We start from the raw sequence: 14,326 nt of genomic DNA, 5'->3' as shown, positions 1-14,326 counted from the left end.
GAGTTTCTTCAATGATAGTTCTCTCCTCTATGTATTAGTACTAATATTGTATCAATTATACTAGTTGTTGTCAGTATTAAAGTCACAATATTATGACATATTCCGACCTTCCGATGTGAGCTACAATTTTTTTAGGTTATTTACTAAAAATAAAAGCAACCAAAGCAACAAAAAAGCAACCAAAATTCCGAAAGTAAGTGAATAACGATGAAATCGAATTATTATACAATGTCGTAAAACCTTGCTATAATAACCTTTGCGAATACATATGAAAGAGGGTAAAAGCATGAACGCTTACGATGAATATATGAAACAGGTAGTGAAACCGATGCGTGAGGAGTTAGTGGGGGCTGGATTTACGGAGCTTACGACGGCTGATGCAGTGAATGAGTTTATGGCGGAGGCGAAGGGGACTTCGTTGGTTGTCATTAACTCGGTTTGTGGTTGTGCAGCTGGATTGGCGCGTCCGGCTGCTCGTGAGGCAGTGGAGGCGGTAAAGCCTGATAATCTTGTGACTGTTTTTGCGGGTCAGGATCCTGAAGCGACTGCAGTGATGCGTAGCTTTTTTGAGGATGTGCCACCAAGTTCACCTTCGATGGCGATTTTAAAGGATGGGCAATTGGCATACTTTATTCCACGTGAACAAATTGAAGGATTCCCAGTGGAGCAAATCGTTACACATTTAACAGGTGTTTTAGAGCAAACATGCGAGAAGTAAAAACTATTGTGACGACAGCGGGCAGACCAGACGATTTATCGTTGGGGCTCGCTGCTTTTGCGTGTAAACAATTAGATGCATCGTTTGAGCCGAGAAAAAAACGTTCTGTCCGGAAGATTTCACAGGAATTCCATGCGCATGTGATCGTTGCTGGGAAGAATCGTTTTGAGTATTATGCTTTTGGTGCCAATGAGCCGTTTTTCTTTCATCCGAATTCAGCAGCGTTTCGCTTAAAGCGTGTAGCTCGTGGGGAAGCGGAGCCGTTTTTGGAAGCGGCACAGCTTGAAAAAGGAGATTCGGTGCTTGATTGTACATTGGGACTTGCTGCAGATGCAATGCTGGCGGCTTATACAGTTGGCGAAGCGGGGCGAGTCGTTGGACTAGAAGCGAATCCTAATGTGGCCTTTATTGTTGAGCAAGGAATGCAATCTTACGATACGACGGAGCTACCGTTAACTGCATGTATGCGTCAAATTGAAGTGGTGCAGGCTGAAGCAGTTAACTATTTGAAAACTTTGCCGGACAATACTTTTGATGTCGTATATGTGGATCCGATGTTTGAAGAGATTATTGAAGAGGCCAATAATTTTGAAGCATTACGCTTGGCTGGGGAACATGTGACATTAACGGATGAATGGGTAAATGAGGCGAAGCGAGTGGCGAGAAAACGGGTAGTGTTAAAAGCTCATTTTCGTTCAGAATGGTTTGCCAAATATCAATTTAGACGATTAACAAGAACAACAGCGAAGTTTCATTATGGTGTTCTGGATGTTGACTGAAGTAAATATTGAGTGTTTTCAGGGGGCTTGTTCTTGTTGAACTGGCCTCTATTTTTTCTTTAAAATTGAAAATATGGTAATGTGAAATAGTGTGTAATTATTACTTAATTGGATTTTTGTTATACTTTTCAAAATTTTATTCATCCGATTTCTACTATAGTCGAATAATAAAATTAGTAAAAGAAAGATGGCTTAGAAATGTTATTTAAGCAATGAAAAAAATTTTGAGGGGGATGTGTATGAACCAAATAATTGAAAGAATCGAGCTATTCTTGAAAAATCCATTTGCGGAAGAAGAAAGTTTTTGGGATAGCGAAGTATTGGTTTGGGTTGATTGGAAAGATTTTGACGACTCTATTGTTGAATATTTTAACGACTATTTACTTGAAGAGGACAAAATGGAATTTGAACTCATTGAAAATGATAAACCAAGGTGCGTTGATATTTTTTTAATAAAAGATGAGGTAAGGAAAGCAATCCCGTATGATGACGAAAGGACGGATAGGGACACAACCTTAAAGGCTATTCAGGATTTTATTGCTCCAAAATATCAAATCCGTTGGTACATGGATTCACTTGGCGGAGATACTTTGGCATTTTGTGTGCTCCCTACTGAAAAGTGGTTGCAGTTTGAGAAAGAATATGGGGAAGAAAAAGTTACATATTATTTTGCACCTCTATCACATGACTCTGTGATGTTTGAAATGGATATTGATGAAATTTCTGTTTTGTTGGAAAAAAGGAAACAGTTGTAGTAAAGGAGAATGTCTATGAAGGAAAGGAGATTTTGCACATGATGGCAGACAAAATTCCTCGTTAAGCTCGTGGTCCTCCGCGATCAATTATAATCTCATTTAAATAATTAACATGGAGGAGATAAATATGATTGGTCCGAAAAAAGTAACGAGAGATGAAAGAATGGAAATTGCTTATTCAATTGCTAACCAAGTTTTAGAAAGATATGGTTCACAGGTTCATGCTATCGGTATTTACGGTTCTTTAGCTCGAAAAAGTGATGGTCTATTTTCGGATATAGAAATTAAATGTATTTTAAACTCTTTAGATGAGAGTTTTAACTATGAATGGACAGCGGGGGCTTGGAAGGCAGAAGTAAACTTTGAAAGTGCAGAAGATATTATTGAAGAGGCGACTGCAGTTGACGAAGAATGGCCATTGACACATGGACAATTTTTCAACATTCAACCTGTTTATGACCCGAATGATTTTTTCCCTGAATTAAAAACAAAAGCTACCTCAGTAGATAGTTCAATATTTAAAGAAGCTATCTGTCGAACTTTAATAGAAGAAATGTACGAGTATATTGGTTAATTGAGAAATATTGAAATGCAAGGTCCTCATACATTTTTACCGATTTTGGCGATGGAAATTGCTACTGCAGGTGCAATGATTTTGGGATTGCATAATAAACAATTTTTTACAACTTCTGCACAAGTATTAACAGAAGCATTGTCGTTTACAGATAAGCCCGAGGGATTTGACGTCCTTTGTGAGTTGGTGATGTCCGGTAATCTCTCTGACCCACAACAAATTATTGCGATCTGCGAGAACTATTGGGATGCTTTATTAAATTGGTCTGCTCAACATGGGTATCAAATTGAATGTTCAAGTGTTATACCTTGGTAACTTAAAATAAAATGTTTACTTTTTAAAAACTCTGTAGTATAATATAAAACGTGCTATTTTAGGTGGCATATTTACGTAATCTGGAATTCTGCTTTTTGTTTTTGAAGATACTTATTCACACTGGCGCATGCTATAGGGCTGCAAGGACGCAAAAGAAGGTTGGGTTTGCGTTGCTTAAGTTAGAAAGCACACAGTGGAATTTTACCGCGGTGATGAAACATAACGTTTCAATATAATTTTATTCCCCAGATGATTGGGTTGAGACTTTACAATTTACGAAAATGTTACCTATTAAATACTAAAGGGGTGGCTTCGCAAGAGAGCGAGGCTGCCCCTTGTCCAATTTATGGGAAGAAGAGCCGTAGCGACGGATAATACATATTGAAAAGCCATCTGACAGTAGACCGACTTTGTCTACTCTTTTTTTATGTAATGAATTCCCAGCAGTCACATCTTGAATAGTTCTTTTTAACTATTTTACCGAATGAATATTTCAATATATTTGAACTTATGTAACAATGTTTATTAATGTTTTAACTTAAAAATACCTATATTGATTTGTAAACCATTTACAATATGTCGAAAATGAAATCGCTACCGACTGTCAAAGTGAAAAAAGCCTTGTTGAATCCTTAGTTTTCTGAATATTTACACTTTTAAACAGAAATGTTACTACCTAAAAGCTGTTGGGCCAAAAATATAGAGAAAAATTGTGGAGGAATAGATATGGCGGTAAAGCAGACATTGTTAATTTTAAATGTATTAGATCATGCGAAAGTAGGGGTGACTATGAATGAATAAAGTCGGTTTTTTGACTATCGGACAATCGCCTCGTTCAGACATTACACCAACATTTAAAGATATATTTCATAAAGATATAGAAATTGTTGAAAGAGGAGCATTGGATTCCTTAAGCGAAGCACAATTACTAACAGTTATAGCGAGAAAAGAAAAGAATATATGTTTTTCGCGATTACGTGATGGTAGATCGATAATAATGAGCAGAAGTAAACTGCTACCACTATTACAAAATGAATTATCAAAGTTGGAACAAGAGGTTGATAGGATCGTCGTATTAAGCACAGATGATTTGACGACTTTAACATGTGGAAAGCCCATTTTTTATCCAAACAGAATTGTAACACAAGCTATTAGTGCGATGGCTAATCAACCGAAGATAGGTTTAATTATCCCATTAGAAGAACAAAGGAAAAGTACGTTTAAAAAGTGGCAAGGGGTTTCGGATGATATCACAGTTGCTGTTGCCTCACCATATGATTATGGCAACTTTGAAGAAGCAGCTCGTTATCTAAAAGATTACCGAGTAGATCTAATTATTTTAGATTGTATGGGATACAATGAAGAGCATAAGCAGCTTGTTAGAAAAGAGAGTGGTATTTTAACAATTTTGCCACGTACTTTAGTAGCTAGAATGGTACTTGAATACTTATAAATCAAAGAATATGAAAAGTGTTCCCAGACTGTAATTTCTATAGATAAATATAGTTTACAGTCTTTTTTATTTTGTCTATTCGTTTGTCATAAAGATAGGGACTTAGCCAAAACAAAATAGAAAAGTGAGTCAGAAGTTCAGAGTACCTTGCCGAGAGCAAATTTGAGCAGAGTATTTTTTGGATGTTCTAGTGGAATTTTATGTTAAAATAAACATAGTAAATTTGTGGGATTTTACATCAATGCTAGTGGATGAAATGATGGGGGAGAGGAACACTTATGATAATTTGGTTTCAGCACTTACCACAGAAAAGTATGGATTTGTCAAAATGGACCCATTTCATACAAAATAATTGGTATCGAAAACATTATATGAAGTTTGTATATCTACTTCAGATTATTATTTTTCTGATACCCTATTTCTTTGGAATAAGGTTCACTCATATTAATATATTTCCTCTCATTATAATAGGTATCTTTGTCTTCATCGTTCACGAATGTCTACACATTTTGGTCATAAACAAAAAAGGTGATATTAGCTTTACATTTAGCGGAATATTTTTTTGGCTAAATACAAATGCAATCCTATCCAAAACGAGATTTTGGGTCTTTATGAGCTTGCCTTTTATTGTATTATCGATAGTTCCTGGCATTATGTCGTTCTTTGTATCAGGAAATGTCAAATCAATCATATTATTTGTAAGTTGGATAAACGCATTGATTTCCTCCTCAGATATCGTTAATGCATTTTTAATTGCAATTAAACCGAAGAATTCAATTTTTTGCAGAGGTTATTATCGAGTGAAATAGTATTTAAAGGGTTACTCAACAAGTTTATACTCACAATAGTAGGAAATGGAATGGCAGATTAAGCAATGGTCTTTTCTCATTCTTACATCAGATAGTTGGTATTGATATCTTTTATATGTAATTCCTGAAAGTTGAGCAGTAATTTCCGTTACACCGTTACAGTATTCAATTTACTTGGCAATTGCACCTATTTTCATTCAGGAAAATAACTGGGTTAAAAACACTTGCTACTTCAGGTGTTTTTGTGGAAGGGAAAACAAAAAAGATTGAAGCGAATTAGCCTCAATCTTTCTTGCTTACGAATTCTTGTACACACGCTTCGCCGTATTTTATTAGCCTCAAATAGCCCAAATGTGGCCCTATAACAGAGCCCCACAAGCCCTAATTTGAAGCATTATTTTACATGATGTTGCATTTTAAAAAATACTGAAATAATAGCTAAACCTTGATTAACACGGCATTAAACATATGTTTGAGTTATGACTAAATTAGTCCGTGAAGCATAAAGATGATAAGTAACCTAACATTAATAAAAGACCAATACCCATAGCGATTTCCATGTTTTGTACCTCCTTTTAAAAAAACGACACATTTAACCCGCATACTGTCAATAAATGCCCGATTAGTTTGGGGCAACAGGATGATGGTCATACAAACGTTTTCACAAGATGTGAAGTTTTTACTTTATACATAAATATTGTACAATGAATTATAGAAATATGAAACCTTTTATAGGCTTATGCGTATATATAAGTAATAGAATTACCAATTTGTACATAAAGAGAAGGTGTTAATTAATGAAGAAATGGGTTCAAAAAAGTATCGTCATTATGGTTGCGTTTTTAACTTTTGGATTAATTACGCCAACACATGAGATATGGGAAGCATTTGATCAAAATCCATCAAATCGTGCTTCTATCGGACCATCCCCAGGGACAAGCACTGCAGAAGCGGCTGCTCTTCCGATAGAAACAGAAATACAAGAAGACCCGGTCGATTATAGTGCATTGCTCGTTGACGCTGCGAAAGAGCAATCTTATAAAAAATTCGGCACAAAAATCGGCCCAAAAATTAGCAATGAATTTGACTCCATTATCTTCCCGAAAATGGAGGAAGCCATTGCGATGACAGTGGCAAGCTTAGACGATTCATCATTAGCATCGTTAACAATTTCTGAAAAGCCAAGTGGCAACTATGGCGAAAAAATTTTCAATATTAGTAGTAATGAAACAGGGATGGATTTAATTCGCTTCCATGTCCGCACAGAAAAAAGACCACAGGATGGCTATTATTACAACTTCCACTACCACAGTGCCGAGGACGACTTTATGGCACACAATAATTTAGGGGATATTTACTGGGAGAAAAACACACCTCCGAAATGGTTATCCTAAAAAATCACGAAACACTCGTTAAAATACGAGTGTTTTTTTGTTGGAAAACATTGATATATCAACGTTTGTAGTGCGTTTCTAAGTTATTGAGTTTGGATGCCGTTATAATAGGGGAGAGTGAAAAAAAGCATGTACCCCAAAATGTACCCTAAATTCATCATTTTTCGATTTCATTAGATTCTTCGAATGAACTCAAATTGATTATTTCATCCATTAGATTAGATGCGTGTACTTCATCTTTTTCAAATGAATGTGCATAAACTTTATAAATTGTTTCAGGAGTATCACCAACTAAAGCTGTAACTGTAGATACAGGAATTTTATTAGATAATTGGATAGTTACAAATGTGTGACGTAAATAGTGAGGAGTGAAGTGAGTTATCTTTTCTCGCTCACATATTAAATCAATGATTCGTTTCAAATAGCGTTCACCAATCGGTTCACCAGCATATGTTATAAATACATGTCCGTCTGGATTCCTGAATTTATATGTTTCCATTATTTCGTCATACCAATTTTTATAATCCAGTAAAATACTTTTGATGTTTTCGTTCATTGGAAATTTTCGATAACTGTTTTTGGTCTTTGGTGTTCTGGATCCATAACGATCCTTAGTTTTATTTATATGAATTATATTATTTTTGAAATCGATATCAGTTTCCCACTGTAAAGCCCTCAATTCACCTACACGCATTCCTGTTAAAAATAGTAGGCTTAAGCATAATGAGTTATTTTGTATTTAGTGCGTGCAATTTCTAAGACTTTTGTTATTTCATCTATGGAAAGTGCATTTCTTTTAATACTTTCAGTAGCTCTACTTAAATTAGGGGAAGAAAACTTTTTTCTGTCTAAAATTTCATTTTTGATAGCGAATGTGAAAACGGCGTTCATGCGTCTAAAAATAGACATGATTGTTCCTTCCTTAAAACCTTTCATTATCAATGGATCTATTAAATCTTTTTGAACAACAATATTATTCACGTTTTTTATTTTGATATGTCCAATTGAATTTATAACATATTGATCCACGCTAGTGAGTTACGACCTACGACGAAGCCAGATATCGACAACTTGGCTAAAGGTATAAAGGATGGACTTTCCAAGGTCGTATGGCATGATGATAGCCAAGTAACGGAGTTAGTTGCTCGTAATTGGTATTCGGATAATCCGAGAGCCGAGGTGACAATTGAGTGGGGTACTTAACGGTACGTAAGGAAGTTAAACAGCGTAGAGCAAGGCTAATAAATCAACAGGACCACATAGCTTTTCTGGAGTGTAAAGGGTGTCCGAAACGTAGAGCTTATGATCCAAGTAAGAAATGCAGAAGATGCAAGACTTATAGGCAATTACGGTGCATAGGGAAAGAGCTTGAGTCGATTAGTAACTTGCGCAGGTGGGCTAAGTAATTTTTGAAACATAGTGTTCAGTAAAATTATTGATCTTTTCGGGGTTTTATAAAGAATGAACTGAATACAACAGAAAGCCCAATAAAAATGAATATTATTGCAATAGATTTATTTGGAATAAATGAATTGTATTCGAGGGGACCTGATAATCTGCCTGTTCCGCTTACAAGCAAGAAGATACCTAAAATAAATATTATATATCCAATTTTAGAATGTGTACCGTCTGTTTTCATTGCATAACAACTCCTAATATATAGGTTAATAACTTATATAAGGATAACATAATTAGGTAATGTTTGAAAATATAGATTGATTCAATTACTGCATAATATGAGCAAAGAAACTATAAAAAGGGTCACTGAGTTGGAGTGACCCTTAGTAACTAAATTCGAAGGTTCTTAGTTTATAGCTTCAAAAATAGATTTTATGTATTTTGTGGTCTCTCGAAAATTAGTTCATAGTAAGTACCCATCCCAGGTGCACTAGTAAAATCAGGAGTTAAGATTTGAATAAATCTCCAACCTTCTTTTGCGTGATTGTTAATTACTTCTTGATAATCTTCAGTAGGTTTTCCTGTTAATTTTTTAAACTGCATTTTAACAAACTTGTATTCGTACGTTAGAAACAACTCCTTTTTAACCAGATTATAACATAAAAAAAGCCGCAGCGTCGTCACACGCTTTCATCGAAAAACTGTGTAGGAAGGTTAAATTATGTATTAGCGGATAGCGCAGTGTAATAACAATGTGGGGTAATGCAAAGCAACAGGTTGCTCTCCCGAAACTAATGTATGTGATGGGATTTAAAAACATTTATAACACTATAAAAATGTGTGAGAAGGATGAAAAAAGAGCCATCTCCTTAAAAAGAAATGGCTAAAAGTAATCTTACAGAGATGAACACATTGAGGGTTCGCCAAGCGAATAAGCTTAACACTACTATTAAATGTTGTAATTGCAGGTTTGTATAGTAGATTACCTAGAAAATCGAATGAAAAATAATATACCATAACGGGTCATCTAATTTTTAACTAAAAATGCCCCTAATTAATAATGTGAAACAAATTATAATCAAAAGGATTAAAGATAAAATTATAGTCAGAAAACCTCTAACAAGAGTAGTTATATTTTTTACATTCTTTAATCCAAAGTTGGCAAGGAAAAGAGTTATTATTGTTGAAACTAATAAAAAAATCAAGGGATTGAAGTGAAAGTAAGACACAAAAAACATTGAAAATTTAGAAGTGATAATTGTGATAAAGAATAATATAAACCAGCATATAGACAGAAGAAATGACAATAAATTAATATTTATCATTGTTTGTTGTCCCCTCCTTCCACCAATAATTGAATTGAAGAAGGAAAAGCGTATGACGAACTAATAAGGAATTTGTGGTTTATAAGGAAGATGTAAGGTTAAACTAATTTAGTTTAACAATACTATTTATATGATTCGATACTATGCCTATATAGTTTATTGACTTTGGAAATGAAAAAAGAGCGATTATAATATCGCTCTAAAGAATTCATAAAATCCCATGTCCATAGGAATAGCCCAAATAAAGAATCCAAGTAGGGCAATCGGTCCAAGTAATAAATTATAAATCTTAATAGGTAATATTTTTCCGAGTAAGGTTTTATAAATTACTACACAAACCACCATTATAGCAGGTAGTAATAATATAGACGGAATAAAACAAAGGAGTCTTCCGATAAGGTATATACCTGGAAATATGTCCAAAAACATATCCGTTGAATCACCTCGTTATGTAATTTATGTAAATTGTAACATAAAAAAAGCCGTAGCGTCGTCACACGCTACATCGAAAAAATGTGTAGGAAGGTTAAATTATGTATTGGCGGGATAGGGCAGTGTAATAACAATGTGGGGCAATGCAAAGCAACAGGTTGCTATCCCGAAACTAATGTATGTAATGGGATTTGAAAATATTTATTACACAATAAAATTGTGAGAAAAGGAAAAAAGAGCCATCTCCTTAAAAGGAAATGGCTAAAAGTAGGTGAACATATTGAAGGATCGCTAAGCAAATATGCTTAACACTACTATAATTATGTTGAGATAGAACGATTTGAATAGTGGATTGCCTTGGAAATTGAATTAAAATAAAAAAACCATAACAGCGAAGTCGTTACAGTTTTAAGGTAGTGTGTAAGAAAATCCCATGACAATATTTATTATGACCATATTAAACAATATGAGTAAAGAGCTAATAAAGGGTCACCAGGAAGAAAGGGCGACCCTTAAATCGGAAATGTTAATACCCTGTATTCATCATGAATGTAGCGCCGACAATAATTAAAAGAATAAATAGAACAACAATTAAGGCAAATGCAGAACCATTACCATATCCGCCACCGCCGCCGCAGCTGTATCCCATAAAAAACACCTCCTTTTTACTATATATTATGTTGGCTGCGGAGAAGGAGTAGGGTTGTTAAACCATTCAGCTATGGGCATTAAAAAATATATTTTTTTGAGATACACCATAAAAAAAGGGCCACTTGGGATGGAGTGACCCTTAGTAGAAAGGATAGGATGTGTAAGGCTAAATTAGCTTTACCTTACTATTATTATGATGTGATAGCTATGTTTGTATAGTGAATTGCCTTTGAAATAGATTAAAAAATAAAAAAATCCGTAGCGTCGCTACATGCTACAGGAAACTAATGAACAATATTAGTAAAGAAACTAAGAAAGGGTCACTCAAGATGGAAGTGATCCTGTAGAGGGATGATGTGACGGTCAACTAGCGCTACAATCTAGTAAGTGCGAGCAATACACTCAATATTAATCTGTGAAAATTGATGTTACCTATACATTAATAAGTTGCGGCGTAGTCAATTATGTATTGGCGGGATAGGGTAGTGCAATTAACAACATGGGGCGATGTCATGCAACAGTTGCTTTCCCAAAACTAATATATGTAATGGGATTTGAAAGCATATATAGCACTATAAAATTGTGAGAAAAGGATGAAAAAAGAGCCATCACCTTAGTAGGAAACGGCTAAAATGTCGAGTTATATGGAGTGAACGCATTGTGGGTTTGTTAAACTAATTTAGCTTAACAATACTATTTATATGATTCGATCACTATGCTTGTATAGTTTATTGACTTATTAAAATAAAAAAAGGATCACTGCTGGTCATTCAGTGATCCCTCAAGGAGGAAAATCATCCTGCCTCTTTTATGCTCATATAGATATGCTATGCGCAGTTTAAATTTGGCATTGGTTGAATGGCCTATAGGTGAATAAAAAAGCTGCAGCGTGTTCAGACGCTACAGCTCGAATTGGTTTATGCCCTTTGACGGTGCTTACAACATTATTATATCACACCGTAGGAGGGCAAACCTATGAAACAAGGGCAAATACAATTAAATCGTTATCAGTTGGACAAGGCAATTAAGAAGTATCACGACAACATGTGCAAGTACATGAGAATGAAGGATGAGCTTGATTCATTAACAGTTGCTGCATCTACAGCACAATATGGAATTGAAGCAACAATGCCAAAAGCAGTTGGAAGTACAAGCGATCCAGTACATGCACATGTTCAAATTAGAGCTTCACGTGAGGTTCGTATTAACAAAATCAAAGATGAATTATTAATGGTTCAAAATCTAACAGACAAGGTAACTGGCGACATCGAGCAAGAAGTGCTTTATTGGTTGTTAGAAGGTATGCCTTTCCGTTGGATTGGAGCAAAGCTTAATATGAGCCACACAAGTGTACAGCGAGTGCGTGAACGTATTATTGATATGATGATGAAGTAAACAAAAATAACCCTGTCCTCATTTTAAGACAGGGTTATTTACAAAATGTTTTACACTCTCCGAACAACGGCCAAATAAATAGATGATGATATACTTTGAATGAAAAACACAAGCATTACATAATAAATAAAATATTCTTTATCTATTAATTTAAACATTGCTACTAGTGCTACTCCAATTAATATACCGACAGTTAGAACAGAATAAGAAAATGACTTGATTTTAAAGATGAGCATTTGACCTCTCTCATCTCGCGACTCTATCCTACGTTCAAATGTAGATTTGTAAAATTCTGCAATAATTACTAACACTGCTAAAACACATATACTAATCGTAGCTAAGTTGACCATTATTCATCCTCCACATAATTAAATACATCCGTTATTTCTTTCTCAAATGAATTAGCAATTTTAAAGGCTAGAATCAAAGACGGATTATATTTATTTTTCTCTAAAGCTGCTATAGTTTGTCGACTGACACCAACCACATCTGCTAATTGTTGTTGCGTCCATCCTTTTTCCGCCCTACAAATTACTAATTTGTTATTTAACAATAGCACCACCTCTTATATGGATTGTAATTTATTTCTTACAAATTGTAAACTATTTTTTACATTAAATAAAGTTACATATGTTCAAGATGTCCTAAGTGTTACAGATGTCCTAAGTGTTACAGATGTTCCAAATGTTCCAAACGTATCAATTTTGGTGAGTTACGATGTAAACTAAAGGGGAGGTCGGACAGGTAAATGTTTCTTCCCTTGGTATTTATGAAAAACTAAATATTAGGGAAAGACAGACCGACGACCGACCTGCGCCTCATAAATTTGTTCGAGGCAAGACAAACACGGCCGGCCCATATTTTTTAAGAGATTAGGTATCTTAATTAATATAAAAGGCTAAAAATTGCTGAAGGAGTGGTTTTTATGTGAACTTCGTCCACTTTCCATGATTCAGTTAAACTTACTGAGCAACAAGTGCACGGAAATGCACTATAAAACTAAAACACTTTTCTGCCTTACAAACACGTCCGGCTCAACGTGTGTGAGAAATGAGCTATCTTGACAATTAAATATTTTACCGCAGTAGACGAGCCTTACACCTAGCACGGTAAGGCTTTTTGTATTTAAGAGTCAATGATATATTTAAAATTTATGGTAAAATTAAGAATACATACAAGAGAAGGGGAGAAAACAATGAAATATTCAATATTTTTATCCGATCAAGGGAAAACGTATGAAGATAAAGTTGACAATGTAAGTGTAGTAGATTCAAATGAACATAGTTATATAATGTATGATAATGAACAAAATATATTGTATATTGCTCCTATTGCTAAGGTAGTTGCTATTACTAAAATCAATTAAGTCCTTCGTTGAAGGGCTTTTTCTTTTGCTTTGAAAACTGCATCAAACAGCCAAAACCTTACGAGATGAGAGGGCAGAGTTTGGTGTGGTTTTGAGAGCAAAGTTGCAGAAAATTGTTCCATTTTTTTCACTTGATGATTATGATTGAGTGGGAGGTCAAAGAATGAAAAAATATGTTATACCTAGCTTAATAATTATTTTAGCTATTATGTTTTTACCTTTGTTTTGGCTTAAATTAGCTCAATGGGCATATGGAGATGAAATAGAAACGAAAGATTTAATTATGGCAGCTATAGGTTTAATTGGTGCTATTTTAGGAGGAGCTATTTCTGGGGCACTTACCTTTTTAGGTGTAAAGTACACTATTTCTGAGGAAAGAAAAAAAGATAATGGTATTATTTTACCTGAAATTATTCATGCAACAGATTTTATAACTGAATCATTCCATAATCTTTACCTTGAGATAAACTCTGAGTTTCGATGGTTTAAATTTTATAGAGATAATGGAGAATACTTAAATAAAGATGATGAAAAAGAAGCATTGTTATTTGTACATGAAAAAATGGTAAAGGCTTTGCATGACTTATTTACACATGATAATAATAAAATATTAAATGAGGCCAAAAAGGTGAATTATGGTTTCTATAGTTCTATGAAGAATTATATAGATACCTTTAATAAAGATGTTAAAATGTTTAACTTAATAACAGAAAAAAATATAAAATATGAGGAATTAGAAAAAGAAATATATAAACACTGTAAAAGTTTAATTGAGGATATACTTTATTATCGAGATTTTTCAAATAAACAAAGAATTAAAAATATATCGGAATATCAAAGCTTATCAGAATAACATCCTTCGGGGTGTTTTTATTTTGCCCTGAAAAGTGAGTATCGAGCAGTTTCCTCCCCTTTGACTGCTAGGGCAACTGTACTTGCTTTTGAAAGTGAAATAATACCTA

The 14,326-nt window shown here is 34.4% G+C and carries 17 protein-coding genes and 1 pseudogene; 11 read left to right on the top strand and 7 right to left on the bottom strand.

The window, feature by feature from the left end:
• The first annotated feature begins 286 nt into the window (after positions 1-286).
• The 7 genes and pseudogenes from ACYQ73_RS08240 (at position 287) to ACYQ73_RS08210 (ending at position 6,797) form a co-directional block, all read left to right on the top strand.
• Positions 287-718 (top strand): BrxA/BrxB family bacilliredoxin, encoded by a 432-nt coding sequence (locus ACYQ73_RS08240; protein WP_460012031.1) that lies wholly within the window; start codon positions 287-289, stop codon positions 716-718.
• Complete coding sequence (locus ACYQ73_RS08235) at positions 706-1,497, top strand: class I SAM-dependent methyltransferase (RefSeq protein WP_460012030.1); 792 nt, start codon at positions 706-708, stop codon at positions 1,495-1,497. Before ACYQ73_RS08240 ends, ACYQ73_RS08235 begins: the two co-directional genes overlap by 13 nt.
• 239 nt (positions 1,498-1,736) lie before the next feature.
• On the top strand, positions 1,737-2,252 hold the full coding sequence (locus tag ACYQ73_RS08230; RefSeq protein ID WP_460012029.1) for a hypothetical protein: 516 nt from the start codon (positions 1,737-1,739) through the stop codon (positions 2,250-2,252).
• A 127-nt stretch (positions 2,253-2,379) separates the two neighbouring features.
• Positions 2,380-3,141, top strand: a pseudogene (locus tag ACYQ73_RS08225) (ANT(4')-I family aminoglycoside nucleotidyltransferase).
• Between the two features lie 793 nt (positions 3,142-3,934).
• Positions 3,935-4,594, top strand: a complete 660-nt coding sequence (locus ACYQ73_RS08220; protein WP_460012028.1) for an AroM family protein — start codon at positions 3,935-3,937, stop codon at positions 4,592-4,594.
• A 314-nt stretch (positions 4,595-4,908) separates the two neighbouring features.
• The gene (locus tag ACYQ73_RS08215; protein ID WP_460012317.1) at positions 4,909-5,403 is read left to right on the top strand and encodes a DUF3267 domain-containing protein; all 495 of its coding nucleotides are present in this window, start codon (positions 4,909-4,911) and stop codon (positions 5,401-5,403) included.
• Positions 5,404-6,200: 797 nt separating this feature from the next.
• The gene (locus tag ACYQ73_RS08210; protein ID WP_460012027.1) at positions 6,201-6,797 is read left to right on the top strand and encodes a YpjP family protein; all 597 of its coding nucleotides are present in this window, start codon (positions 6,201-6,203) and stop codon (positions 6,795-6,797) included.
• 157 nt (positions 6,798-6,954) lie between these two features.
• On the opposite strand, the gene ACYQ73_RS08205 is transcribed toward ACYQ73_RS08210, so the two are convergent.
• Together ACYQ73_RS08205 and ACYQ73_RS08200 are read right to left on the bottom strand one after the other, a co-directional pair.
• Positions 6,955-7,491, bottom strand: a complete 537-nt coding sequence (locus ACYQ73_RS08205) for a site-specific integrase (protein WP_460012026.1) — start codon at positions 7,489-7,491, stop codon at positions 6,955-6,957.
• Between the two features lie 20 nt (positions 7,492-7,511).
• Positions 7,512-7,826: a hypothetical protein gene (locus ACYQ73_RS08200; protein ID WP_460012329.1), complete on the bottom strand. Its 315-nt coding sequence runs from the start codon at positions 7,824-7,826 to the stop codon at positions 7,512-7,514.
• Between ACYQ73_RS08200 and ACYQ73_RS08195 the strand changes: the two genes are divergently transcribed.
• Complete coding sequence (locus ACYQ73_RS08195; RefSeq protein ID WP_460012025.1) at positions 7,818-8,000, top strand: RusA family crossover junction endodeoxyribonuclease; 183 nt, start codon at positions 7,818-7,820, stop codon at positions 7,998-8,000. The genes ACYQ73_RS08200 and ACYQ73_RS08195 overlap by 9 nt on opposite strands.
• A gap of 229 nt (positions 8,001-8,229) precedes the next feature.
• Here the strand turns inward: ACYQ73_RS08195 and ACYQ73_RS08190 are convergent, their stop codons facing one another.
• The 3 genes from ACYQ73_RS08190 to ACYQ73_RS08180 form a co-directional block, all read right to left on the bottom strand.
• On the bottom strand, positions 8,230-8,436 hold the full coding sequence (locus ACYQ73_RS08190) for a hypothetical protein (protein WP_143999067.1): 207 nt from the start codon (positions 8,434-8,436) through the stop codon (positions 8,230-8,232).
• 191 nt (positions 8,437-8,627) lie between these two features.
• On the bottom strand, positions 8,628-8,831 hold the full coding sequence (locus ACYQ73_RS08185) for a DUF4177 domain-containing protein (protein WP_460012024.1): 204 nt from the start codon (positions 8,829-8,831) through the stop codon (positions 8,628-8,630).
• 1,647 nt (positions 8,832-10,478) lie between these two features.
• Entirely contained in the window at positions 10,479-10,601 is a 123-nt protein-coding gene (locus ACYQ73_RS08180) for a YjcZ family sporulation protein (protein WP_460012023.1), read from the bottom strand.
• Positions 10,602-11,578: 977 nt separating this feature from the next.
• Here ACYQ73_RS08180 and ACYQ73_RS08175 point away from each other — a divergent pair.
• On the top strand, positions 11,579-11,998 hold the full coding sequence (locus ACYQ73_RS08175) for a hypothetical protein (RefSeq protein ID WP_460012022.1): 420 nt from the start codon (positions 11,579-11,581) through the stop codon (positions 11,996-11,998).
• 50 nt (positions 11,999-12,048) lie between these two features.
• Here ACYQ73_RS08175 and ACYQ73_RS08170 read toward each other — a convergent pair whose 3' ends face one another.
• Complete coding sequence (locus ACYQ73_RS08170) at positions 12,049-12,348, bottom strand: hypothetical protein (protein WP_445477380.1); 300 nt, start codon at positions 12,346-12,348, stop codon at positions 12,049-12,051.
• Positions 12,348-12,551, bottom strand: a complete 204-nt coding sequence (locus tag ACYQ73_RS08165) for a helix-turn-helix transcriptional regulator (RefSeq protein ID WP_054550329.1) — start codon at positions 12,549-12,551, stop codon at positions 12,348-12,350. The genes ACYQ73_RS08170 and ACYQ73_RS08165 overlap by 1 nt, the downstream gene beginning before the upstream one ends.
• 642 nt (positions 12,552-13,193) lie before the next feature.
• Between ACYQ73_RS08165 and ACYQ73_RS08160 the strand changes: the two genes are divergently transcribed.
• A complete protein-coding gene (locus ACYQ73_RS08160; protein WP_460012021.1) occupies positions 13,194-13,364 on the top strand; it encodes a hypothetical protein in 171 nt (56 codons plus the stop codon).
• Between the two features lie 163 nt (positions 13,365-13,527).
• Positions 13,528-14,217, top strand: a complete 690-nt coding sequence (locus ACYQ73_RS08155) for a hypothetical protein (RefSeq protein WP_460012020.1) — start codon at positions 13,528-13,530, stop codon at positions 14,215-14,217.
• Positions 14,218-14,326: the final 109 nt, after the last annotated feature.

The sequence above is a fragment of the Lysinibacillus sp. CTST325 genome (assembly GCF_054665055.1).
The sequence above is the reverse complement of the archived record's forward strand: the minus strand, read 5'-3'. Positions and strand labels throughout refer to the sequence as shown.

Bases quoted from the DNA above. Each gene is read 5' to 3' on its own strand.
- ACYQ73_RS08180 (WP_460012023.1), bottom strand. From the start codon at position 10,601: ATGGGATACAGCTGCGGCGGCGGTGGCGGATATGGTAATGGTTCTGCA.
- ACYQ73_RS08205 (WP_460012026.1), bottom strand. From the start codon at position 7,491: ATGCGTGTAGGTGAATTGAGGGCTTTACAGTGGGAAACTGATATCGAT.
- ACYQ73_RS08235 (WP_460012030.1), top strand. From the start codon at position 706: ATGCGAGAAGTAAAAACTATTGTGACGACAGCGGGCAGACCAGACGAT.
- ACYQ73_RS08190 (WP_143999067.1), bottom strand. From the start codon at position 8,436: ATGAAAACAGACGGTACACATTCTAAAATTGGATATATAATATTTATT.
- ACYQ73_RS08230 (WP_460012029.1), top strand. From the start codon at position 1,737: ATGAACCAAATAATTGAAAGAATCGAGCTATTCTTGAAAAATCCATTT.
- ACYQ73_RS08175 (WP_460012022.1), top strand. From the start codon at position 11,579: ATGAAACAAGGGCAAATACAATTAAATCGTTATCAGTTGGACAAGGCA.
- ACYQ73_RS08215 (WP_460012317.1), top strand. From the start codon at position 4,909: ATGGATTTGTCAAAATGGACCCATTTCATACAAAATAATTGGTATCGA.
- ACYQ73_RS08155 (WP_460012020.1), top strand. From the start codon at position 13,528: ATGAAAAAATATGTTATACCTAGCTTAATAATTATTTTAGCTATTATG.
- ACYQ73_RS08160 (WP_460012021.1), top strand. From the start codon at position 13,194: ATGAAATATTCAATATTTTTATCCGATCAAGGGAAAACGTATGAAGAT.
- ACYQ73_RS08210 (WP_460012027.1), top strand. From the start codon at position 6,201: ATGAAGAAATGGGTTCAAAAAAGTATCGTCATTATGGTTGCGTTTTTA.
- ACYQ73_RS08170 (WP_445477380.1), bottom strand. From the start codon at position 12,348: ATGGTCAACTTAGCTACGATTAGTATATGTGTTTTAGCAGTGTTAGTA.
- ACYQ73_RS08220 (WP_460012028.1), top strand. From the start codon at position 3,935: ATGAATAAAGTCGGTTTTTTGACTATCGGACAATCGCCTCGTTCAGAC.
- ACYQ73_RS08240 (WP_460012031.1), top strand. From the start codon at position 287: ATGAACGCTTACGATGAATATATGAAACAGGTAGTGAAACCGATGCGT.